This is a genomic window from Citricoccus parietis (assembly GCF_042433045.1).
Taxonomy (GTDB): Bacteria; Actinomycetota; Actinomycetes; order Actinomycetales; family Micrococcaceae; genus Citricoccus; species Citricoccus parietis.
This window is the reverse complement of the sequence record NZ_JBHLWH010000011.1, coordinates 31,957-53,483: the sequence shown is the minus strand read 5'-3', so window position 1 is coordinate 53,483 and position 21,527 is coordinate 31,957. Positions and strand designations below refer to the sequence as shown.

Below are 21,527 nucleotides of genomic sequence, written 5' to 3'. Positions count from 1 at the left end.
CGCTCTGAGACGATCCCCTCCGCCATGGCCTCCGCCCGTCCCTCCCGGCGCACGTCCGCCCGTACGTCCCGTCGATCCACCGCGGGCGCCTCCTCCCCGACCGCTCCCCGGCCGACGCCGCGCGGACTGGCCCTGGCCGTGGCGGCGGCCCTGCTCGTGGTGGTGGGGCTGGCCCTGGGCCGGCGTGAGGCCGTCGCGCTGGGCCTCTTCCTGGCCGTCGTCGTGGCGATGTCCTGTGCGGTGCTGGCCGTGCGGACCGTGCTGGCCCGGCGCATCCGGCTGACGCGGTCCGCGGTGCCCGGAGCGCTGACGGTAGGCGGCAGCACGCAGGTCACCTTTGACGGTGGGGTGCCCGGCCTGGTGGACGCGCTTCCCGGCGGCCGGCCGGTTCCCGTCCCGCCGGGCGGCTACCGGTGGCGGGCCCGCGAGCGCGGGGTGTACGACGTCGGCCCGGCCCTGGCCCGTCTGTCCGGCCCCTTCGGCCTGTGGTCGGCCCGTGCCCAGGTCGCCGGGACGAGCCGGGTCGAGGTGGAGCCCCTGCCGCTGGAGGACGACGAGCTCGACCGGGTCCTGCGGGCCGGCGTCGGTGAACACGACGCCGCGGACCTGCTGGGCAGCCAGGCCGCCCCGGACGACCTGCTGGTGCGCGAGCACCGGGACGGGGATGCGCTGACCCGCGTCCACTGGGGCGCGACCGCCAGGACCGGCCGGCTCATGGTGCGTCAGGAGGAGTGGGCGCACGACCCCTGGGCGGTGGTGGTCCTGGACTGCCGCGCGGTCTCCTTCGCCGCCGAGCGGTTCGATGTGGACGGCGGTGCCGGCCGCCACTGGCAGAGCTCCCCCGGGTTCGAACGCGCCCTGCAGGCTGCGGCCGCCCTGATCCTGCGGCTGCAGGACGCCGGCCACCAGGTGCTGCTGATGGACCAGGACGGCCACGCCCTGGACCCGTCCCTGGCACCGGCCGTCCTCGAACCGTCCTTCCGGGAGGCCACGTGGCCGGCCGCGCTACCGGGCGAGGCAGCCGCCGTCGTCGCCCTGCTCGGGACCGCCGTGGGGCAGGACCTCCCGGTGCTGGCCACAGTGCCGCACCACCTGCAGCGGGTGGCGGTGCTGTTCGGGACGGAGGGCCGCCGGGATGCCGCCGAGCGGTTGGAGGCCGGCGGCTGGCTCGTGGCGGAGGGCGGGTCATGACCGCGAACGGTCAGCTGTTCAGGACCGTGTGGCTGCCGGCTGTGCTGGTCGCGGTGCTGGTGTTGTCCGCGGCCGTGGCCGTGGATGCCGCTTTCCGGGCACCGGTGACCGCGTGGCTGGTGCCGGCCGCCGGACCTGCCGTGGTGGGGCTGGGCGCCGCGGCCGTGGTGCGCAGCCTGGGGCCCCGGATGCTGCGCCCGCTGCTGGCGGGACTGCTGGCCGCCGGGTGGTTCTGGTGCCGGCAGTGGTGGCCCGAGACCCTGATGGTCGGGCTGGTGCCACAACCGGAGACCCTCGCCGCGATCGCCACCTCCACCGCCGACCTGCGGGAGACCATCTGGACGGGCACCATCCCGGTGGAGACCAGCGCGCCGCTGCTGGCCGGCGTCGGCGCCGTCCTGGCCCTGACCGCCCTGGTGACCGATGCCATCGCCGTGGGCCTGCGCTGCCCCGCCATCGCTGGCCTCCCCCCGTTGGCCCTGATCGCCGGGGCGGCCGCGATCACGGCGGGGTCCACCCCGTGGCCGGCCCTGGCTCTCGCCGCCGCGGCCTGGCTGGGACTGCTGGCGGCGGATACCGGCTCGGGCGCGAGCAGTCCATCGGCCGGCGCGATCGGGGTCGAGACAGTGAGCACTGGAGGGGCGGCGGACGCGGGAGGTCGTCGCGCGGCGGGTTGGGACTGGACGGCGGGAGGGCGCTGGGCGGCGGGATGGGGCACGGTGGCCGCGGCCGGCGTCTCGGTGGGGGCGCTGATCGTGGCGCAGCTGACCCTGCCCTTCCTGTCCGCTGGGCTGGCACCCGAGGGTCAGCGCTTCATCCTCGGTCAGGGCACCGGGCCGGTGAACCCGGCGGCGGACCTGAGCCAGGAGCTGCGCAGCGGTCAGGGGTACGCGGGGATCACCTATGAGACGGACGATGGTCTGGGCGTCTATCTGCGCACCGCCGTGGTGGACGACGTGATGGCCTCGCCCTGGGATGCGAACCCACCGCAGTACGCCGGTGATCCGACCAACACCTCGTTCTACCCGGCCGCGGCCCACCTCGCTGAGATCGAGGGCGGTGACGTTGGCGATGCAAGCGATGTGAGCGATGGTGGCGATGCCGGCGACGCTGCCGGCACCGACGGCACCGCGGACGGCGGTGCCACGCCGAGCTGGGATCTGGTGTCCCTGACCCTCGACGGGTGGACCGGGAACTGGGCTCCGCTGCCGGACCAGACCGTGGCGATCGAGCCGATCGTCGGCGAGTGGGGCTGGCAGGTGGATCCCACCACCTTCAGCGCCTATCGCCAGGAGGCAAGCCCAGTGGAGATCTCTTACCAGACGGCCGTGCTGCCACTGGATCTCACGCTCGAGGAACTGGCCGACCGGGCCGGCGCGGTGGCCCCGCAGGGCGTGTACAACCGGTGGGGTGCGGACCCGGAACTGGAGGGCTCCGCTGTCCAGGAGCTCGCCGAGGACCTCACCGCGGGTACGGACAACCCGGTGGAGCAGGCGGTGGCCCTCCAGGACCACCTGCTCTCCGACGAGTTCACCTATTCGGAGACGGCTCCGGTGGAGCAGGGCTATGACGGGTCCGGCCTCGAGTTGACGGAGCAGTTCCTGGAGGCCGGCGCCGGGTACTGCATCCACTTCGCCTCGGCCATGGTGATGATGGCGCAGTCCGTGGACATCCCGGCCCGCGTGGTGGTGGGGTACGCCCCGGTCGGTGCAGTGGACGGGCGCCACCGGGTGACGGCGGACCGTGCCCACGCCTGGCCGGAGCTCTACATCGACCAGGTCGGCTGGGTGCCCTTCGAGCCCACTCAGAGCGTCGGCCGCGTGCCGTCCTACGCCCAGTCCGAGGACACCGCGGAGCCCACCGCCTCGCCCGATCCCTCGGTGGAGGGCCAGGGAGCCTTCCCGTCCCCGTCCGCGTCCGAGGAGACGGAGTCCCCCGGTGACGACGCCGGCCCGGACGCCACGGCCCGGCCTGGCACCCCCGGTGCCCCCGGAGTCCCGGTCGGGGTGCTGCTCGCCCTGGCCGGGACAGTCCTCGCGGTGATGCTGCTGCTGGTCCTCCCCCGCGGGCTGCGGCACCGTCGGCGGCAGACACGCCTGTCCTCCGGATCGGCGCCCCGGGCCTGGGCGGAGGTGGAGGACACCGCCGTGGACCTCGGCCTGGGACGGAAGCCGCATGAGTCCGAGCAGGCGTTCGTCTCGAGGCTGACAGCGGTGGCCTCGGTGAGCGATGCGCCCGCGGTGGATGTGGTGGCTGGGATGGCAGGGCGGTCACCGGACCTCGAGGCAGCCGCAGACACCCTGGTCGAGGCGATCACCTGGCTCCGCTACGCCCCGGCGGGCGCGCCGCCCCCGGAGGGGGCCGAGGACGTGGCTGCGGCTGCCCGGGTGATCATCGCGGGACTGGAGGACGCCTCGGATCCGGCCGGCCGGCGTCGTGCCCGGTGGTTCCCGCGGTCCCTGGTGCCAGAGTCCCTCCGCCGCTGATTCAACGCGACCAGTGACGGACTAACACATCACAAGACCCACTGATCGTGACGATTCCCGGTGATGATCACCGGGAATCGTCACGATCAGTGGGTCAAAAGTGGGCGACCGGCGCAACGCCTGACGTCAGGACTACCTCTTGGCGGCGTACGGGTCGGCCATGCCGATGTACTGCACCGTGGTGTACTCCTCGATGCCCTCGGCGCCACCCTCACGGCCCAGGCCGGACTGCTTCACGCCGCCGAACGGGGCGGAGGCGTTGGAGATGACACCGGCGTTGAATCCGACCAGGCCGAACTCGATCTGCTCCGAGACCCGGAACATCGTGTTGACGTCCTTCGTGTAGATGTACGAGGCCAGCCCGTACTGCGAGGCGTTCGCCAGCTCGATGGCCTCCTCCTCGGTGGCGAAGGTGGTCACGGGGGCCACCGGGCCGAAGATCTCCTCGGTGAGGATCGGGTTGTCATTGCCCACGGAGAGCAGGGTCGGGAGGTAGAAGTAACCGTCGCCGTCCTTCGGCTGTCCGCCAGTCACCACCTCGCCGCCGGCAGCCACGGAGTCCTGCACCAGCTGGTGGATGTCGTCGCGGGCGCCGCCGTCGATGATCGGGCCCACGGTGGACTCCGGCTCGGTGCCACGGGCCGGGTTCAGGGCCTTGAGCGCGGCGGCGAACTTCGCCTTGAACTCCACGGCCACGTCCTCATGGACCAGGAAGCGGTTGGCCGCGGTGCAGGCCTCGCCCATGTTGCGCATCTTGGCGGCCATGGCACCCTCGACGGCGGCATCCAGGTCCGCGTCCGCGAACACCAGGAACGGGGCGTTGCCGCCGAGCTCCATGGAGGTGCGCAGCACGTTGTTGGCGGCGTCCTGCATCAGCTTCACGCCCACCGGGGTGGAGCCGGTGAAGGAGACCTTGCGCAGGCGCGAATCCTTCATCAGCGGGCCGGAGATGGCGGACGCCGAGGAGCCGGCCACCACGTTCAGCACGCCCTTCGGCAGCCCGGCCTCCTGCATGACCTCTGCGAACAGCATGGACGTCAGCGGGGTGAGCTTGGCGGGCTTGAGCACCATGGTGCAACCGGCGGCCACGGCGGGGGCGACCTTGCGGGTGGCCATCGCCAGCGGGAAGTTCCACGGGGTGATCAGCAGGGACGGACCCACCGGCTTGTGGGTCACGATCATCTTGTTCTTGCCCTCGGGAGAGGTGAAGTAACGGCCGTAGTGGCGCACCGTCTCCTCGGAGAACCAGCGCAGGAACTCGGCGCCGTAGGCGACCTCACCGCGGGCCTCGGCCAGCGGCTTGCCCATCTCCAGGGTCATCAGCAGGGCGAAGTCCTCGGCCCGTTCCGTGACCAGGTCGAAGGCGCGGCGCAGGATCTCGGCGCGCTCACGCGGGGCGGTCAGCGCCCAGTCGTGCTGGGCGGCCGCGGCGGAGTCCAGGGCGGCCATGGCGTCATCGGAGTTGCCGTCCTGGATGGACAGCAGGACCTTGCCCGTGGCCGGGTCATGGACATCCAGGGTCTTGCCGGAGCTGGCATCACGCCACGCCCCGTCGATCAGCAGGCCGGTGGGGACGGACTGCAGCAGTTCCTGCTCGCGTTCGGCAGTGACAGTGGTGGCAGTCATGGGGAACCTCTTTTCCGGTCAGTCGGCTCGGTCGGGCCAGCGCCGGTGAGACCGCGCGGCTGGGTACCTTCGATCCCAGCCTACTGGGCGACGAAGCCCCGTGACGCGAGCAGGTCACTTTACGACTGCGCAGGTGCGGCCGCGGATGCTGCCCGGGATATCACTGGGGTGCCAGCCGCGGTGTCAGCCGCCCGTGGGGAGCCGGGCCGACTCCTCGGCCTGGCACAGACAGAACGGGTGCCCCGCCGGGTCGAGGAAGACTCTGAAACTCTCGCCCGGCTGGTGTTCCGTCTTGGTGGCCCCCAACTCGAGGACGGCTTTCTCCCCGGCGTCGAGGTCCTCCACCATCACGTCGAGGTGCATCTGCTGCGGGTTGTCCTGCCCCGGCCAGTCCGGTGCACGGTAATCCTGTGCCCACTGGAAAGAGATGCAGTTGCTGCCGTCGGCGGGACGGAGGTCGAGCCAGTGGTCGTCGCCGTCGGCCTGGTCCTGGGCGTCCCACCCGAGCACGGCACCGTAGAACTCCGCCAGAGCCGCTGGATCCGGACAGTCGATCACGAACGAGGGAAAGCGTGCGATAGCCATGGGCGCCACCGTACCTCTCCGGAATCGGCAGGCCGAGACCTCAGGCGCGGGCGGCCAGCACCGCCTCGTAGAGGTCCCGCTTCGGGACGCCGCGCGCGGCGGCAACGGTGTTCACCGCCTCCTTCAACCGGGTTCCGGAGGCCACCAGGACCTCGACGTCGGCCACCTGGCCGGCCGTGTCCGTGTCCGGTTCCGCCTCGGTCCCGCCGGTGACGATGACGATCTCACCGCGGATCTCCTTGGAGTTCGCCCACTGCACCAGGTGGGCCAGCGATCCCCGGGCCACCTCCTCATGGAGCTTGCTCAGCTCCCGGGCCACGCAGGCGGGCCGGTCGGCGCCGAAGGCGTCCCGCAGTGAGGCCAGGGAGGCGGCCAGCCGGTGCGGTGACTCGAAGAACACCAGGGTGCGGGCGTCCCTCGCCAGTTCGGTCAGCAGGCGCGCCCGCTCGCCCTCCTTGCGGGGCAGGAACCCCTCGAAGGCGAAGCGGTCCGTCGGCAGCCCGGACAGCGCGAGCGCCGTGGTGACGGCGCTGGGCCCCGGGGCACAGGTGACATCCACGCCCTCGGCCGCGGCGGTGGACACCAGCCGGTAGCCGGGATCGGACACCAGCGGCATCCCCGCATCGGTGACGACGGCGACGACGGCACCTCCCCGCGCGGCTGCCAACAGTTCCGGGGTGGATTCCCGTTCGTTGTGCTCGTGGTGGCTGACGACCTTCCCGGTGATCCGCACGCCCAGCCCTTGGGCCAGGTGATGGGCCCGGCGGGTGTCCTCGGCAGCGACGATGTCCGCGGTCGCCAGCAGGTCCTTCAGCCGCTGGGAGGCGTCGGCCAGGTTCCCGATCGGTGTGGCCGCCAGCACGATCTGACCGGTGGTGTCGCCGAGCCGGTCCTCGGGGGTCTGTGTAGGGGCCATCCCCTCATGCTAGAGGTCTGCCCGAGGACTGAGTCCCCGTCGGGCTGACTCGCCTCAGCCCTGGCGGGCCTTCATCCGAGGATTCTTCTTGTTGATGACGAACGTGCGCCCGCGCCGGCGGACCACCTGTGCGCCGGGGACCTTCTTCAGTGCCCGCAGTGAGTTCCGTACTTTCATGATGCTCTCCGGGAATCGATGTCATGGGTGGTGTCCAGGCCGAACGGGTCGGCCAGCGCGGTGAAACCACTCTTCATCTCGGCCTCTGTCAGCTGACAGTCGGTGAGAAGTCGGGTGATCTCGTCAGCGTCGAGGTCTTCCCCGGTTGCAGAGATCACGGTGCTCGGGTGGCCGGCGTCCGCGATGGCGCGGACGGTGGCGTTGGTTTCCCTGGCCGACGATAACCCGGGCGGAGGGGCGTCGAGATAGGCGGGCCAGGGGCCAACATTCTCCAGCCATACGCGGGGACCGGCTCCCCGCAGCAGAATCCGACATTCCGGTGCCGGTGCCATCCACAGCTGGCCGCGCAAGCGGCAGCACCCCTGTGCGAGGGAGCGCAAGGCCTGGTGGAAGCGCTCCGGATGCAGCGGGCGGTGGAACTGGTGGACGACGGTGGTGAACGGAGAATCCGTCGCGATCCCGGCGCAGGTTGGCCCACCCACATCGGTGTTCCGTTCCGATGCAGTCACTCCTGGGTGGGCAGGGCCGATGTCGGTTGCCCGTTCGGTGATCCGCGCATGCGGGGCCAGCTCGCGGAGCAGCTGGAGGCCGCGGGCACTGGCAGGCGGGTCGTCCGGGACCACGTCCGGCTCCGCCAGCAGAACGGAGTCAATAGAGGCCAGTTCCTCCATGAGGAACTCACCGGCGGTTCTCTCATCGTCGGGCAGGGCCAGGTAGCCGGACTCGAAGAGCGTATGGCGGTCCCAGATCTGGTCCTCGACAGCACCCGGCGAGCAGGCCAGCACCACGGCGTTGAGTACCAATGACCGGCGCGCGTCGCTGGTCAGTGCCCGCACCACGGCGGCCGCCGGCAGCGCTGGGGGCAAGCCGAGAATGAGGTGCTCCACGCCGGCGTCCCGCGAGCGCCGCACGGAGGGCTCGATGTCCAACCGGATGGCGCAGCTGGAACAGGGATGTTCCAGTCGAGTCTCTCCCCGCTGTGGCGGCGCCCCGGGCCGGATGGCTCGGCGCACCAGCAGGCCGTCCTCCACCAGGTCGTGCAGCATCAGCACGGCCTCGGGATAGGCAGCGGCCAGCATGTCGCAGGCCTGTTGACGGCAGAGGGCATCGAGGGAGCTGACGACGGTGAGGTACATGACCAACAGGCTACATGAGAATCATTCTCAATATCGGTGCGAGTTCATCTTCTTCTTCCAGCCCTGCACTCACCGCCCTCCGTGGTCAGCCGAACACCATCGGCAGGAGAGACAGCGCGAACCCGCACACACCCAGCACCACGAAGGTGGCGCCCAGGGCCAGGCACACGCTGGTCGCCGGTGTGCGGCGCTCGAACCGCAGCACTGAGGGGTCACGCCGGCCCACATAGCCCCGGCACACGTCCTGGCCGGCCAGACGCGCGCGTTCTGCGCCGCTCAAGGGCCGCTCATGGAACTCGCTGGCGGAGAACCAGCGCGCCCACAGCGTTCCGCCGTCCGCCACGAGGACAACCTCGGTGGGGACCAGGCCCTTCTCCCCCGCGCGCAGAAGCATTCCCACGAGCAGCACCGGCAGTCCGAGGATCAGCCCGATCCAGGAGATCAGGTCCCCCGCCGCCCCGGCCCCTTCGAGACCGTTCACGGTGCGGCTCCGGGCGGCACGGCGGTCATCACGGATCTGGCCAACAAGTTCCTCCAGCATGTCCTCGAGAGTCATGACGCCGTAGGGGTGCCCGGACTCGTCCACGGCCAGGGCGGGGTGCGCCCCGTCGCGCTGCATGCGGCGCACGGACGACTGCAGGTGGTCCTCCACGGCCGTCGGCCGCGGATTCACCAAATGATGCCAGCGGGGCTGCCCCTGCGCAAACAGACGGAGCGGCGAACTCGAGGGACGAGATGTGCGTCCGCGCCAGCCCACCTGATCCTGCTCCCGCCTGCACGTACGATGGCAGGGTGCCTCAGTCCACCCCCACAGCGCAGTCGGTACGGCCGGTGCAGTCGGCATCTCCGGCTCCCGCCACATCCGCACCCCGGTGGTTGAGCACCCCCGCAGCCGCCTACACGGATGCAGCCCTGCGTCTTCGGCTGCTCGGCGAGCGCTTCCATCCGGGCCGCTGGGGCTGGATCGTCCCGCTGGCCGTCACCGTTCTGGCCGGCGTCCTGCGCCTGATCCGGTTGGACCACCCGCACCAGCTGATCTTCGACGAGACCTACTACGTCAAGGACGCCTTCACCCTGCTGCAGTCCGGCGTGGAGATGAACTGGCCGGAGGACCACAACGAGCAGTTCGCGGCCGGAAACCCGCAACCGGAGAACACTCCCGAGTACGTGGTGCACCCCCCGCTGGGCAAGTGGCTGATCGCCCTCGGCATGGCCGTGTTCGGTGCGGACAACGGCACCGGCTGGCGGTTCTCCGCGGCTGTGGCCGGCACCCTGTCCGTGCTGCTCACCGCCCTGATCGCCCAACGGCTCTTCCGCTCGGTCTTCCTCGGCGGCATCGCCGGCCTGCTACTGGCCGTGGAGGGACACCATCTCGTGATGTCCCGCACCGGGCTGCTGGACATCTTCCTCTCCTTCTTCGTCCTGGCCGCCTTCGGCGCGCTGCTGCTGGACCGCGCGGACGGCAGGCGCCGTCTGGCCGAGCGGCTCGCGGCCGCGGCCGCACGCCATGGTGGGGCGCCGCCGTCGTCCCTGCTGAGGTACGGGCCGTGGCTGGGATGGCGCCCGTGGCGCCTGGTGGCCGGGATCCTCCTGGGTGCGGCCTGCGGGGTGAAGCTCTCCGGGCTGGCCTTCATGGCCGTCTTCGGGCTGATGACCGTGCTGTGGGACATGAACGCCCGGCGCGTGGCGGGCATCCGGCACTGGGTCCGCGCCGGCGTCACGCATGACGGGCTCTACGCGTTCGTCGCCGTCGTCGGCGTGGGCGCGGCGACCTACCTGGCCACCTGGACCGGCTGGCTCGTCACCGGCAACGGCTACAACCGGCAGTGGCACACCACCCATCCCCCGCAGTCCTGGTGGGAGCATCTCGTGCCCGGCCCGCTGCGCTCGCTGGGCGACTACCACCGGCAGTCCACCCAGTTCCACGGGGGTCTGTCCTCCGGCCACGACTACGCCTCGAACCCGTGGACGTGGCCGTTCATGGGCCGCCCCACCTCCTTCTACTACGAGGGCTACGACGACGGCGCGAACGGCTGCCCGGTGGACACCTGTTCCGCTGCCATCACCGATCTGGCGAACCCCGTCATCTGGTGGGCGGGAACCCTGGCCGTGCTGGCCCTGGTGTTCCTGTGGCTGGGCCGCCGCGACTGGCGGGCCGGGGCCTTCCTCGGGGTCTACGCGGCCGGCCAGCTCGTCTGGTTCCTCTGGCCGGAGCGGACCATGTTCTTCTTCTACACGATCGCCTACACGCCCTTCCTCATCCTCGCGCTCACCCTGTGCCTCGGGGCCCTGATGCGCTTCGGCGGCCCCGCCAACCGCCGCCGGAACACGGTGCTGGTCCTGGCGTTCGTGGCGGTGGCCGTGGCCGCCAGCGCCTTCTTCATGCCGGTCTGGACCGGCGAGATGATCCCCTATGAGCAGTGGCGGCTGCGGATGTGGATGAGCAGCTGGATCTGAGTCCGACCTCAACGGATAGGCTGAGTCCCATGATGCAGGAAGCCCAGACGGACCAGGTCGCCGACCTCCCCGCCCAGACCAACGTGACGGACCGGTTCCTGGCCGTGGCGGCCGAACGACCCCACGCCCCGGCCTACGCCGTGCGCAATGGGGCCGGCGGGTGGCTGGACGTCTCCTACGCCTCCTTCCTCGACCAGGTGAGGGCCGCCGCCAAGGGCCTGATCGCCCTCGGCGTGGAGCCGAGATCCATGGTGGGCATCATGGCACCCACCTCCTATGAGTGGGCCGTGATCGACCAGGCCATCTGGTTCGCCGGTGCGGTGTCCGTCCCCGTCTACGAGACGTCCTCACCGATGCAGGTGGAGCACATCCTCGCGGACTCCGGCGCCCGGCTGGTCTTCACCGCCGCCGCTCGGCACCGCACCGCCGTGGAACGTGCCGCCCAGCAGGGTGGTTTCGAGGTCTCCGTGGTCCCGCTGGATGCCACCGGGCTGGCCGAGTTGGACCGCGCGGGCCGGGGCGTGACGGACGAGGCGCTCGAGGCGGCCCGGTCCGCCAACTGCCTGGCCGACGTCGCCTCCCTCGTCTACACCTCCGGCACCACCGGCAAGCCCAAGGGCGCCCGGATCACGCACGCGAACTTCGCCGTGGGTGCCGCCAACATCCTGCCCTTCGCCCAGGGGATCGTGGGCGGCTGCGAGCAACGCACCCTGATGTTCCTGCCGCTGGCGCACGTGCTGGCCCATGCCGTGCAGTACATCTGCCTGGTCGGCGGGATCCAGATCGCCCACGCCTCGGACTTGAAGACCCTGACCACGGACCTCTCCTCCTTCCACCCCACGTGGCTGCTGGCCGTGCCGCGTGTGTTCGAGAAGCTCGACGCCGGCGCTGCCGCCGCCGCGCACGAGGGCGGCACCGCGAAGATCTTCGCGGCCGCCCGCGCCACCGCGATCGAGTACTCGGAGGCCCAGGACGCCGAGGCCCGGGGTGAGGGCAACGGGCCCGGTGCCCCGCTACGGGCCCGGCACGCACTGTTCGACAAGCTGGTCTACCCGAAGATCCGCCGGATCCTCGGCGGCTCGGCGAAGTACACCGTTTCCGGGGCCAGCGCCCTGAACCCCGAGCTGGCCCACTTCTTCCGCGGCGCCGGACTGGGGATGCAGGAAGGGTACGGCCTGACCGAGACCACCGCTCCCGCCACCCTCAACATCCCCGGCCACACGCGCATCGGCTCCGTGGGACTGCCGGTGCCGGGGACCACGATCCGCATCGCCGAGGATCAGGAGATCCTCATCCGGGGCGCCATCGTCTTCGACGGCTATCACGGTCAGCCTGAGGCTTCCGTCGCGGCGCTGGATGAGGACGGCTTCTTCCGGACCGGGGACATCGGCCGCCTGGACGCGGACGGCTACCTCTATGTCACCGGCCGCAAGAAGGAGATCATCGTCACCGCCGGCGGCAAGAACGTCTACCCGACACCACTCGAGGAGACCATCCGCTCCGCCGGTGTGGTCTCCCAGGTGGTCGTGGTGGGTGACGGCCGTCCCTTCGTGGGCGCCCTCGTCACCCTGGACGCGGACGGGCTGGCCCAGTGGGCCAAGGCCCAGGGCCTTTCACCCCTCTCCCTGGCCGAGGCCAGCACCCACGAGGGGCTGCGGGCCGAGGTGCAGAAGGCCGTGGACCTGGCCAATGAAGCGGTCTCCCAGGCGGAGTCCATCCGGAAGTTCACCATCCTGGACACCGAGCTGACCGAGGAGTCCGGCCACCTCACCCCGTCCCTGAAGCTGCAGCGCAACGTGGTCATCACCGACTACGCGGACGCCATCGAGGAGCTGTACCGGGCGTAGGGGCGCACCCTTCGGCAGACCTCCGGTGACCTGGAGGCGAACGAACGCCGAACACACTGGTCACCTGGCGTTTCTCTGTGCGCCGTACGGTCCATGAGGTTCGTAGGCACCCCTGTCATTGACAGCGGGCCCCCGGACCGTCATCCCGTACCCCTCATGGAAGAGTCCCCATGCCCGCTCAGCCCTTACGCGCCCGGATGACCGCACTCAGTGCGGCCTGCCTCGTCGCGCTCTCTCCACTGGCGGTCTCGGCCGCCAGTGCCGCACCGCTGCCGTCGGCAGTCCCCCAGGCGCAGACCACCGCGTCCGGTGCGACGTCCACCGGCAACACCGCCGCCGTCACCGACGCGGATCCGACGTCCGGTCTGCTGGTCACCGAGATCGTGCCCAACACCACCGGTGCCGACGCCTTCGAGTTCTTCGAATTGCACAACCCGACAGAGGAGGCCATTGACCTGGCCTCCGCGGGCTATGGCTTCAGCTACTCGTACGTCGATTCCGCCGACACCTCCCGCGACGTTCCGCTGGCCATCGCCGAAGATGAAGGTGACGTGGTCCTGCAGCCGGGTGAGACCGTCGTGATGTGGTTGAGCTACACGGCCGATGACCTCGATTCCTTCGCCCACACCGTGGACGAGTTCCGTGAGTTCTACGGCATGGCGGACGCCAACTCCGCGCGCGTGGTTCGCGTCACCGGCCAGAACGGCATGGCCAACGGCGGTGATCGCGGCATCCGCGTGCTCAAGGACGGACAGGTCGACGGCTGGTCCCACTACCCTTCCGGCTCGGCCGCCGCCCAGAAGGGGATCCACTTCGGGCGCACCACGGCCGAGGGTCAGCCCTCGCGCACCGTGGTGGAGACCCAGGCCACGCCCACCCCGGGCGAGGTCACCGAGGACCAGACGCGACTCGGAGCTCCGGGAGAGGAACCCGAACAGCCCGGAGACGAGACCGAGGGGCCGGGAACCGACGTGGTGCCGCCGGTCATCGTGACCGAGATCCTGCCGAACACCACGGGCACCGACCGCTTCGAGTACTTCGAGATCCACAACACCACTGACCAGGCCATCGACCTGGGCGGGCAGGGCTTCTCCTTCGCCTACAGCTACGTCGACTCGGATGACCGATCCAGCGACGTCCCTCTGGACCTCGTCGAAGACCTCACCCTGGATGCCGGTGAGACCGCCGTCCTGTGGCTGAGCTACGAGACCGCGGACTTCAGCTCCTTCGACCACACCGTGGCGGAGTTCCGCGAGTTCCACGGCATTGCGGCGGATGACACCACCCCCATCGTGCGCGTCACCGGTCAGGACGGCATGGCCAACGGCGGCGACCGTGGCATCCGGGTACTCGAGAACGACGAGATCAGCTCATGGTCGCACTACCCGTCCGGCTCGGCCGGCGTCCAGCTCGGTATCGAGTTCGCACTGCCGACGGTGGGCGGCCAGCCCTCACTGTCCCTGCTCGCCCCGCAGGCTGAGCCCACCCCTGGCCAGGTCCGCGAGGAACAGCTGAGCACCTCGCCGGTCGAACAGCCGGAACCAGAGGACCCCTTCGCAGACCGGACCCCATCCCAGACCGCGGCTCCGCTGGTGATCACCGAGCTCGTGGTGGACTCGACCAACGTGGGCAATGCCGACGGGTACGAGTTCGTCGAGGTCGCCAACACCTCGGACCAGGCCATCGACCTGTCCGACTACACGCTCAATTACCTCTATCCGGACACCGGCAGCGACGCGGTATGGGCTGCCCAGCCCTCGGACGTGCTGTTGCAGCCCGGCGAGACCCTGGTCTACTGGATCAAGAACGGCTCGAACGGCGACCTGACCGTTGAGGACTTCAATGCGTTCCACGGTACGGAGTTGGTGCTCGGCCAGTCGCTGGTGGAGGTCCATACCGGTGGCATGGCCAATGGATCGGCGCGCGGCATGCAGATCCAGACCAACACCGGGTTCCCCGTCAACCGCGGCTTCTACAACATGGACGGTGTGCGCGATGTCGCCACTGACCAGGGCCTCCACTTCGGTGTGGACCCGGAGGACCTGGAGGTCCAGCAGCTGTGGGGATCCGCTGATCCGACCCCCGGCTCACTGCACCGAGCGCAGCTGCCCGGTAGCCCCGTGAGCCTGCCCGCCGATACCGCCGAGCCGGTGGTGGAGGACACGACCGGCGGGGCCATCGACCCGGCAGAGCCGTTCGGCTTCTCCGCACGGATCACCGACGACGTGCTGGTCCGCACCGTCACCCTGAACCTGCGCTCCAATGCCGACGATGCTCCCCAGCAGTTCAGTCTGCAGGCGGGCCAGGGGGCCGACCAGCAAGACCTCTATTCCTACGGCCTGCCGCAGGCCGACCTCACCGGCAAGCGCTGGTTCGAATACTCCTTCACGGTCTCGGACGGGACCCAGGAGATCACCTCCGACACCCAGCGGGTGTCCGTGGAGGGCGCCGACACCGCCCCCGTACGGCTCAACCTCGAGGATGGCCAGTTCCTGGCGGGCACTGCCGCGCTGATCGGCGCCGCTGACTCCGTGGAGAATCCGGTCGGACTCATGATCGACGGCACGCCGGTCGAGACGACGGCCTCCCTGGAAGCTGAACCGGTGTTCGCCTTCGAGACCACGCAGACGGACAACTACTTCCGCAATGGGGTGTTGGCCGGTGGCGAAGAGCTGCACATCTTCGATGAGGGCACCTACGAGCGCACCGAGACCGTCTCGGTCCCGGTTCCGCTCCACCACATCACGGACGACAACACGCTGACCGCGTCCGTTTATGCGGGGACCAAGGCGGCCCCGGAGATCGACCCGGGCGAGAACAACGATGACTTCCAGATCCGCAACCCGCGGTTGATCCTGCCCGACGGCCGCACCCTCACCCCGCGCGGGCTCGAGGACCCGCAGTCCTGGATGAACATGGGCGACAGCGCCGGGAAGCTCGAGTTCTACGACGCCGCGTTCGACCTGCCGGACGATGCCTTCACCGGCTCTGCGCACCAGTGGGACACCACCGCGGCAACCGATGGCGAGCACACGGTGAGCGCCTCCCTCGGGGACGGCGGTGAGTCCGTGTCCCGCACCGTGCAGGTGGACAACACCGGTCCTGAGATCTCCGTGTCCGGGGTGCAGGCCGGCGAACCCGCCCGCGGCCCGATCACCGTTGACACCGACATCACCGATGCCGGGGCCGGAATCGCCTCATCGGCGGTCACCCTGAACGGTGAGGAGATCGAGCTGCCGTATGAGACCTCGTCCGTGGACCTGCCCGCCGGGGAGCACACGATCGAGGTCTCCGCGGTCGACGAGCTGGGCAACACCAGCACTGAGTCGGTCACCTTCACGACCCCGGACGAGAATCCCACCTCGGACGGCTACTCCCCCGCGGACGGTGCCACCGTCGAGGCCGGCGACGTGACCCTGTCCGCGGACGTGGACGACCCCAGCTCCGACACGGTGGACGCCGCGTTCTATGAGGGATTGCGTCCCGATCTGGACTCCGCTGGCGTCCGCGCCTCCTCCGGCACCGTCATCGATGCCGCCAGCACCGAGCGCCAGGAGGCCACGGTCCTGACCGCGGAGGACGTCGAGGCGATGTCCACCCTGGACGGGGTCTCCTCCGCCGTGGAGTCCTCCTCGCAGTTCCCGTATCAGATGTTCGAGGTGGACGTCCCGGCTGATTCCGTGGACGGATCCGAGGTACGGCTGCAGTGGGACGGCTCGGCGGAAGAAGACGCCCAGGTGGCCCTCTACGCCCTGCGCGCCGATGGCTCCGGCTGGGACGAGGTCGACCGGCACATCACCGGAGAACAGCCATCCGGCCTCTTCAACCGCGTGGCGGCGGGGGTCACCCGCGCCGCGACCACTGAGGCCGGGCAGGAGTCCTTCACCTTGGCGGGCGCGGTGGACGCCGAGGCCTACGCCACCGACGGCACGGTCACGGTGCTCGTGCAGCACTCCGACGGATTCGCCGGCCAGGACTTCACCACCCGTGAGTCCACGGTGGAGAACGCCCACCCGGACGACGTCGACCGTTCGGAGTACGACTTCACCCTGGCCTGGGAGTCCGATACCCAGTACTACAACGAGGAGTTCTACGACCACCAGGTCGCCATCCACGACTACCTCCTGGCCGAGCGCGAGAACAAGAACATCCAGTTCATGTTCCACACCGGAGACGTCATCGACGAGATGGACAAGCTCTACCAGTGGCAGAACGCCGATCCCGAGTACGCGCGGCTGGACGAGGCGGGCCTGCCGTACTCGATCCTGGCCGGCAACCATGACGTGGTGCTGGACAACCAGGTCGACTACTCGACGTTCAGCTCCTACTTCGGTGAGGACCGCTACGCGGACAAGCCCTGGTACGGCGGCTCCTACGAGGACAACCGCGGCAGCTACCAGCTGTTCTCCGCCGGCGGCGTCGACTTCATCGTGGTCGCCATGGGCTGGGATCCGGGTGACGCGGAGATCGAATGGATGAACGAGGTCCTCGCGGCCCACCCGGACCGGGTGGGCATCCTCAACCTGCACGAGTTCATGCTCACCACCGGCGGCCTGGGCCCGATCCCGCAGCGGATCCTCGACGAGGTCGCCGCGACCAACCCGAACGTGCAGATGATCATGTCGGGCCACTACCACGACGCGTTCACGCGCACGGACGACTTCGACGACGACGGCGACGGCACCCCCGACCGCACGGTCACCTCGATGCTGTTCGACTACCAGGGCCTGCCTGAGGGCGGCCAGGGCTACCTGCGCATGCTGCACTTCGACAACGAGGGCGAGCGCATGATGGTGCGCACCTATTCGCCGTCACTGGAACGCTACAACTCGGACGAAGCCTCGCTGCTCGCCGAGGGCGAGGACATCTATGCCGATCAGGAGTTCGAGTTGTCCTACGAACAGCTGGGCATCGAGCCGAGCTCGCGGGTGCTGTCCACGGACGCCTTCTCCGCCGAGATCCTCACCGATCATGAGATCGGCACCGATGAGGACGTGGTCACGCCGGGCACCGCTGAGACGGTCTGGACGGACCGTGACGCCGGAGAACACTCGTGGTTCGTCCGGGTCACCGACGAGTTCGGCGGAACCGAGACGTCCCCGGTCATGACCTTCTTAGCCGAGGGTGAGGACCCGGGCACCGAGGTCCCGGGCGACGGGAGCGAGAACCCCGGTGATGAGGACGGGGGTACCGGCGGCGATTCGGAACCGACCCCGGGCTCCGGCAACGAGGGCACCGCTGGCGGGGACGTCGCACCCGGCCGCGAAACCGGTCAGGACACCGGCAGCAACGATGGTCACGGCGGCAATGGCGAGACCGGCGTCGTCGACGAGGTGGACACCGGCGCTTCCGACGACCGGCGCGGTACCGGCACCCCGGACCGCGGAGAGGCCACACTGGCCAGCACCGGTGTCTCGGGCGGACTGGTCTGGCTGCTCGGTGGTGGCCTGCTGGCCCTGGGCCTGGGCACGGTGCTGGTCATCCGCCAGTCCCGGAGCCGCAACATCTGACGGCACGCCGGACTGAGACCATCCCGGCCGCCCTCACCGGGACAGCCGGGATGGTCAAAGGCCGCACGCCAGCATGACAAAGACCCGGGAACCACCACATGGTGGTGGTTCCCGGGGCCCTGCTGTCCTGTCCTGGTGTGCTGTCCCGTCCTGGCTTCGGTCCAGTCCCGGGGCGGCTCAGGCCTCCTGGGCGTCGTACCAGTCGTTGCGGCGCTGGATCAGGTCCATCTGCGCCAGGCGGGACTCGTGCCGGCGGCGGCGGGTGGGCCACGTGCAGATCAGGGTCACGATGAGGGTCACCAGCACCAGGGCGGCGATGCCGATCCCGGCGTCCATCCAGAACTGGTTCGGGTAGAGCCGGATCAGGGCGTCCGTGGCCTGGAAGGTCCAGGTGCCGTCCGCGAAGAACAGGCTGTGGAAGGTCGCGAAGAACTGCTCCCAGCCGAGCACGGCCAGCACGGCCAGGGCGATCAGGACCACGAGCATCCAGACGGATCCGGCGAACAGCGAGCGGCGGATGCCACCCTTGGCGGTGCGGGCGAGCACGATCATGAAGATGATGCACAGCAGTCCCAGGACGGCGCCGACGGCCATGCTGATGAGCATGACGAGCTTGACGTCCGCCATGTGGGATACCTCGGTGTCCGTGAACAGCTGGTTGCCCTGGTGTGTCAGGTCGGACAGGTACCGGGGCGGTGCGGCGTTGAAGAGGAAGTCCATGCCGGCGGAGCCGTAGGTCAGCCGGTCCTCGGTGGTGAAGCCCAGCTCGTCGGCCGGGAAGCCGGGACGGTGGTACTCGATCCACAGGAAGAGTGGGGAGGCCACGGCGCGGACGGCGGCGATCAGCACGACGATCGGGAAGAAGATCGCCAACAGCACCTGCAGCACCTTGGGTGCGGTCGAGGGGCCTTCCAGCGCCTCGTCCCGGGCCGCGGCACGCGCCTCGGCACCACGTAGGTCCCGACGCCGGTCCTCGGCGTCCGTTGCGGGTGCGCCGCTGGCGAAGCCCCGGTAGTCGGCCTGGGCGGTCTGCGGGGCCGTGCCGGACATCCCGGCGGCCGCGCCTGCGCCGGCGGCGGTCGAGCCGGCCACGGCGCCGTCGTCCCACAGGGTGCCCGTTCCGGCGCGGCCGGACTCGGGATCGGGCTCCGGTGTCGCCGTGGCGGTCACGGTCTCCGGCGGGAGTCCGTTCCTTTCGCCGCGCGCCCGGGCGGCCGGGCGGTCCCGCGCCGCGGAATCGCCGGCGGCCCATGCATCGAGCTCGGCCCGGTCGATGGACTGTGTCGACTGGGTTCCCGGATCCGCACGGTGTTCGGCGCGGTCGATGGCCTCGGTCGGCTGGGTCCCCGGGTCCGCACGGTGTGAGCCGCCGTCGTCGGAGTCCAGGGCGTCCGAGGTCACCGGTGCGGAGGCGGGGTTCGCCTCGGTGGTCCGATCAGAGGTGTCCTCTTCGTCGTCCTCCATGAACGCCGCGTAGTCCAGACCGCTCTCGAACTCGGGGGCGTCTGCCTGCTCCGCTGCACGCCCGTCCCGGTCCCCGTTCATGCCGGAGGAGGCGTTCGTGCCGTCCTGTGACCTGTCCTTGCCAGCCATCGTCCTGCCTTCTGTTCGCGCGTGATGAGACGTTTCCTTCCGAGACTAGTGCCGCTGCGGCCCCTGGCGGTTTCGGCCACGCCCGCGCGCCCTCGGTGCGCTCAGGCGGGCTCACGCAGTGAGCTGGCGGGCGCCGGCGTCGTGTGCCTCGAGGTCCCCGGTGGCGCCGGCGGCGACGGCCCGGCGCCCCAGGATCAGCGTGTAGGCCCAGTAGCCGGCCAGCACGAGCAGGCCGATGCCCAGGCGCAGCCAATGCGGCAGCCCGGACGGGGTGACGAAGCCCTCCACCACACCGGACACGGCCAGCACGAGGACCAGCCCGGCGGCCACCGTGAACAGCGAGCGGCCCTCCGAGGCCAGCGAATCGAGCCGGGTCCGCTGCCCCGGAGCCACCCAGGCCCAGAAGATCCGCAGCCCTGCGGCGCCGGCGATGAAGATCGCCGTGAGCTCCATGAACCCGTGCGGAAGGATGTACAGGAAGAAGGTGTCCAGCTCACCGTGCGCCGCCATGACCCCGCCGGAGATCCCGACGCCCTGCGCATTGACGAAGAGCACGTAGGGCACGAAGTAGCCGGTGATCCCGAAGGCCACCTCCTGCGCGGCGATCCAGGCGTTGTTGGTCCACACCTGCCCGGCGAAGGACGCGGCCGGGTTCTCGGAGTAGTAGCCGGTGAACTGCTCCTCGGCGTACTCGCGCATCTGCTCCTCGGTGCCCAGGGAGGCGAGCACCTCGGGTTCGCCGTTCACCCAGAATCCGAACCAGACCGCCACGAGGCAGAAGGCCGCCCCGAGGAGCACCGTGAGCCAGCGGATCCGGTAGAACGCGGCGGGCAGCTGTTCGAGGAAGAACCGGGAGAAGCCGGCGGAGGCGTTGGAGGGCGCCCCCGTGATCCGGTTGCGGGCCCGGGCCAGCACCATGGACAGCCCGGCGGCCTGAGGTCCGTCCGGGTCGTGGGCCTGCACCACGGACAGGTGGGTGGAGGACCGGCCGTAGAGCTCGAGCAGCTCGTCGGCCTGTCCGGCGTCGAGACGGCGGGTGCGCGCCAACGAGTCCAACCGCTCCCACGTGGGGCGATGTACCGAGGTGTAGGCGTCCAGATCCACGACTTCAGGCTACCGGCCGCTACGCTGGGCGGGGCACACGACGGGCCGCATGACCCGTCCGGCACAGCTGCGGGACCGTATCAGGGGGTTGTTCATGAGCACGACGGTGGTCACCGGCGAGGCGGTGGTGCTGCAATTGCGGCCCGCGTCCTTCGTGGTCCGGGCCGCCGGCGCCCTCATCGACGCCATCGCCCTCGTGCTGCTCTTCCTCGCGGTGGTCTGGGTCCTGGCCCAGACGATCCTCGAGGAACTGGACCCGGCCGCGGCCCAGGCCACAGTGCTGGCCCTCGTCGTCGGCCTGCTCGTGGGCGTCCCGCTGGCCGTCGAGACCCTCAGCCGGGGCCGTTCACTGGGCAAGCTCGTCTTCGGCACCCGCGTGGTGCGGGACGACGGCGGCTCCATCCGCCTGCGGCACAGTCTGGTCCGCGTCCTGGTCGGGATCATGGAGTTGTGGATGACGTTCGGTTCCGTGGCGCTCATCGCCTCCATGCTGAACGAACGCGGCAAGCGCCTGGCGGACATGGTCGCCGGCAGTCAGGTGGTCGTCGAGCGCCAGCGCGCCGTCCCTCCGCCGTTGCCCGGCGTTCCCGAGTCGATGCGGACGTGGGCCGAGGTGGCAGACGTCGGCCGCCTCCCGGACGCCCTGGTCGCCTCCGTGACGCAGTTCCTGCGCAACGCCCGCTCCGTCCCGCCGGCGGTCCGTCACCAGACCGCAGGCCGCCTGGCAGCGCAGGTGGCGCCGTTCGTGGCACCGGGCCCGCCGGCCGGGGTGCTCATGGAGGACTTCCTGCTGGCCGTGGTGGCCGAGCGGCGCAACCGCGACTTCCGGATGCTGAGCCGCCAGCAGGAGAGGGCGGACGCCGCCGCCGAGCGCCTGCACTCCCTGCCGTTCTCCTGAC

At 70.2% G+C, this 21,527-nt stretch carries 14 protein-coding genes; 6 read left to right on the top strand and 8 right to left on the bottom strand.

All coding sequences use genetic code 11. The features are described from left to right. The first annotated feature begins 24 nt into the window (after positions 1–24). On the top strand, positions 25–1,191 hold the full coding sequence (locus ACFFIO_RS03525) for a DUF58 domain-containing protein (RefSeq protein WP_378040217.1): 1,167 nt from the start codon (positions 25–27) through the stop codon (positions 1,189–1,191). Further along, positions 1,188–3,677, top strand: coding sequence for a transglutaminase-like domain-containing protein (locus ACFFIO_RS03520; RefSeq protein ID WP_378040216.1), 2,490 nt, complete (start codon positions 1,188–1,190; stop codon positions 3,675–3,677). Before ACFFIO_RS03525 ends, ACFFIO_RS03520 begins: the two co-directional genes overlap by 4 nt. 132 nt (positions 3,678–3,809) lie before the next feature. Here the strand turns inward: ACFFIO_RS03520 and ACFFIO_RS03515 are convergent, their stop codons facing one another. From ACFFIO_RS03515 to ACFFIO_RS03490, 6 genes are all read right to left on the bottom strand, one after another. Next, the gene (locus ACFFIO_RS03515) at positions 3,810–5,303 is read right to left on the bottom strand and encodes an NAD-dependent succinate-semialdehyde dehydrogenase (RefSeq protein ID WP_378040215.1); all 1,494 of its coding nucleotides are present in this window, start codon (positions 5,301–5,303) and stop codon (positions 3,810–3,812) included. Between the two features lie 183 nt (positions 5,304–5,486). Beyond that, positions 5,487–5,888 carry a VOC family protein gene (locus tag ACFFIO_RS03510; protein ID WP_378040214.1) on the bottom strand — a complete coding sequence of 134 codons (402 nt, stop codon included), beginning with the start codon at positions 5,886–5,888 and terminating at the stop codon, positions 5,487–5,489. A gap of 40 nt (positions 5,889–5,928) precedes the next feature. Next, positions 5,929–6,804, bottom strand: a complete 876-nt coding sequence (rsmI, locus tag ACFFIO_RS03505) for a 16S rRNA (cytidine(1402)-2'-O)-methyltransferase (protein WP_159549429.1) — start codon at positions 6,802–6,804, stop codon at positions 5,929–5,931. Positions 6,805–6,858: 54 nt separating this feature from the next. Continuing rightward, on the bottom strand, positions 6,859–6,981 hold the full coding sequence (gene ykgO / locus ACFFIO_RS03500; protein ID WP_026544400.1) for a type B 50S ribosomal protein L36: 123 nt from the start codon (positions 6,979–6,981) through the stop codon (positions 6,859–6,861). Continuing rightward, entirely contained in the window at positions 6,978–8,117 is a 1,140-nt protein-coding gene (locus ACFFIO_RS03495; RefSeq protein WP_378040213.1) for a GTP-binding protein, read from the bottom strand. Before ACFFIO_RS03495 ends, ykgO begins: the two co-directional genes overlap by 4 nt. An 85-nt stretch (positions 8,118–8,202) precedes the next feature. Then, positions 8,203–8,790 carry a hypothetical protein gene (locus ACFFIO_RS03490; protein WP_378040212.1) on the bottom strand — a complete coding sequence of 196 codons (588 nt, stop codon included), beginning with the start codon at positions 8,788–8,790 and terminating at the stop codon, positions 8,203–8,205. 62 nt (positions 8,791–8,852) lie between these two features. Between ACFFIO_RS03490 and ACFFIO_RS03485 the strand changes: the two genes are divergently transcribed. The 3 genes from ACFFIO_RS03485 to ACFFIO_RS03475 all read left to right on the top strand — a co-directional run bounded on the left by ACFFIO_RS03485 (position 8,853) and on the right by ACFFIO_RS03475 (position 17,931). Beyond that, the gene (locus ACFFIO_RS03485) at positions 8,853–10,574 is read left to right on the top strand and encodes a dolichyl-phosphate-mannose--protein mannosyltransferase (protein ID WP_378040211.1); all 1,722 of its coding nucleotides are present in this window, start codon (positions 8,853–8,855) and stop codon (positions 10,572–10,574) included. A 32-nt stretch (positions 10,575–10,606) separates the two neighbouring features. Further along, on the top strand, positions 10,607–12,421 hold the full coding sequence (locus tag ACFFIO_RS03480; RefSeq protein WP_378040304.1) for an AMP-dependent synthetase/ligase: 1,815 nt from the start codon (positions 10,607–10,609) through the stop codon (positions 12,419–12,421). Positions 12,422–12,591: 170 nt separating this feature from the next. Beyond that, positions 12,592–17,931, top strand: a complete 5,340-nt coding sequence (locus ACFFIO_RS03475) for a lamin tail domain-containing protein (protein ID WP_378040210.1) — start codon at positions 12,592–12,594, stop codon at positions 17,929–17,931. A 177-nt stretch (positions 17,932–18,108) separates the two neighbouring features. Here ACFFIO_RS03475 and ACFFIO_RS03470 read toward each other — a convergent pair whose 3' ends face one another. Both ACFFIO_RS03470 and ACFFIO_RS03465 read right to left on the bottom strand, forming a co-directional pair. Next, entirely contained in the window at positions 18,109–19,524 is a 1,416-nt protein-coding gene (locus tag ACFFIO_RS03470; protein ID WP_378040209.1) for a TIGR01906 family membrane protein, read from the bottom strand. A gap of 111 nt (positions 19,525–19,635) precedes the next feature. Beyond that, the gene (locus ACFFIO_RS03465) at positions 19,636–20,628 is read right to left on the bottom strand and encodes a stage II sporulation protein M (protein WP_378040208.1); all 993 of its coding nucleotides are present in this window, start codon (positions 20,626–20,628) and stop codon (positions 19,636–19,638) included. A gap of 94 nt (positions 20,629–20,722) precedes the next feature. On the opposite strand from ACFFIO_RS03465, the gene ACFFIO_RS03460 reads away from it, so the two are divergent. Next, positions 20,723–21,526, top strand: coding sequence for an RDD family protein (locus ACFFIO_RS03460; protein ID WP_378040207.1), 804 nt, complete (start codon positions 20,723–20,725; stop codon positions 21,524–21,526). Position 21,527: the final 1 nt, after the last annotated feature.

Coding starts and splice junctions, on each gene's coding strand:
- ACFFIO_RS03525 (WP_378040217.1), top strand. CDS start 25: ATGGCCTCCGCCCGTCCCTCCCGGCGCACGTCCGCCCGTACGTCCCGT.
- ACFFIO_RS03520 (WP_378040216.1), top strand. CDS start 1,188: ATGACCGCGAACGGTCAGCTGTTCAGGACCGTGTGGCTGCCGGCTGTG.
- ACFFIO_RS03515 (WP_378040215.1), bottom strand. CDS start 5,303: ATGACTGCCACCACTGTCACTGCCGAACGCGAGCAGGAACTGCTGCAG.
- ACFFIO_RS03510 (WP_378040214.1), bottom strand. CDS start 5,888: ATGGCTATCGCACGCTTTCCCTCGTTCGTGATCGACTGTCCGGATCCA.
- rsmI (WP_159549429.1), bottom strand. CDS start 6,804: ATGGCCCCTACACAGACCCCCGAGGACCGGCTCGGCGACACCACCGGT.
- ykgO (WP_026544400.1), bottom strand. CDS start 6,981: ATGAAAGTACGGAACTCACTGCGGGCACTGAAGAAGGTCCCCGGCGCA.
- ACFFIO_RS03495 (WP_378040213.1), bottom strand. CDS start 8,117: ATGTACCTCACCGTCGTCAGCTCCCTCGATGCCCTCTGCCGTCAACAG.
- ACFFIO_RS03485 (WP_378040211.1), top strand. CDS start 8,853: ATGTGCGTCCGCGCCAGCCCACCTGATCCTGCTCCCGCCTGCACGTAC.
- ACFFIO_RS03480 (WP_378040304.1), top strand. CDS start 10,607: ATGCAGGAAGCCCAGACGGACCAGGTCGCCGACCTCCCCGCCCAGACC.
- ACFFIO_RS03475 (WP_378040210.1), top strand. CDS start 12,592: ATGCCCGCTCAGCCCTTACGCGCCCGGATGACCGCACTCAGTGCGGCC.
- ACFFIO_RS03470 (WP_378040209.1), bottom strand. CDS start 19,524: ATGGCTGGCAAGGACAGGTCACAGGACGGCACGAACGCCTCCTCCGGC.
- ACFFIO_RS03460 (WP_378040207.1), top strand. CDS start 20,723: ATGAGCACGACGGTGGTCACCGGCGAGGCGGTGGTGCTGCAATTGCGG.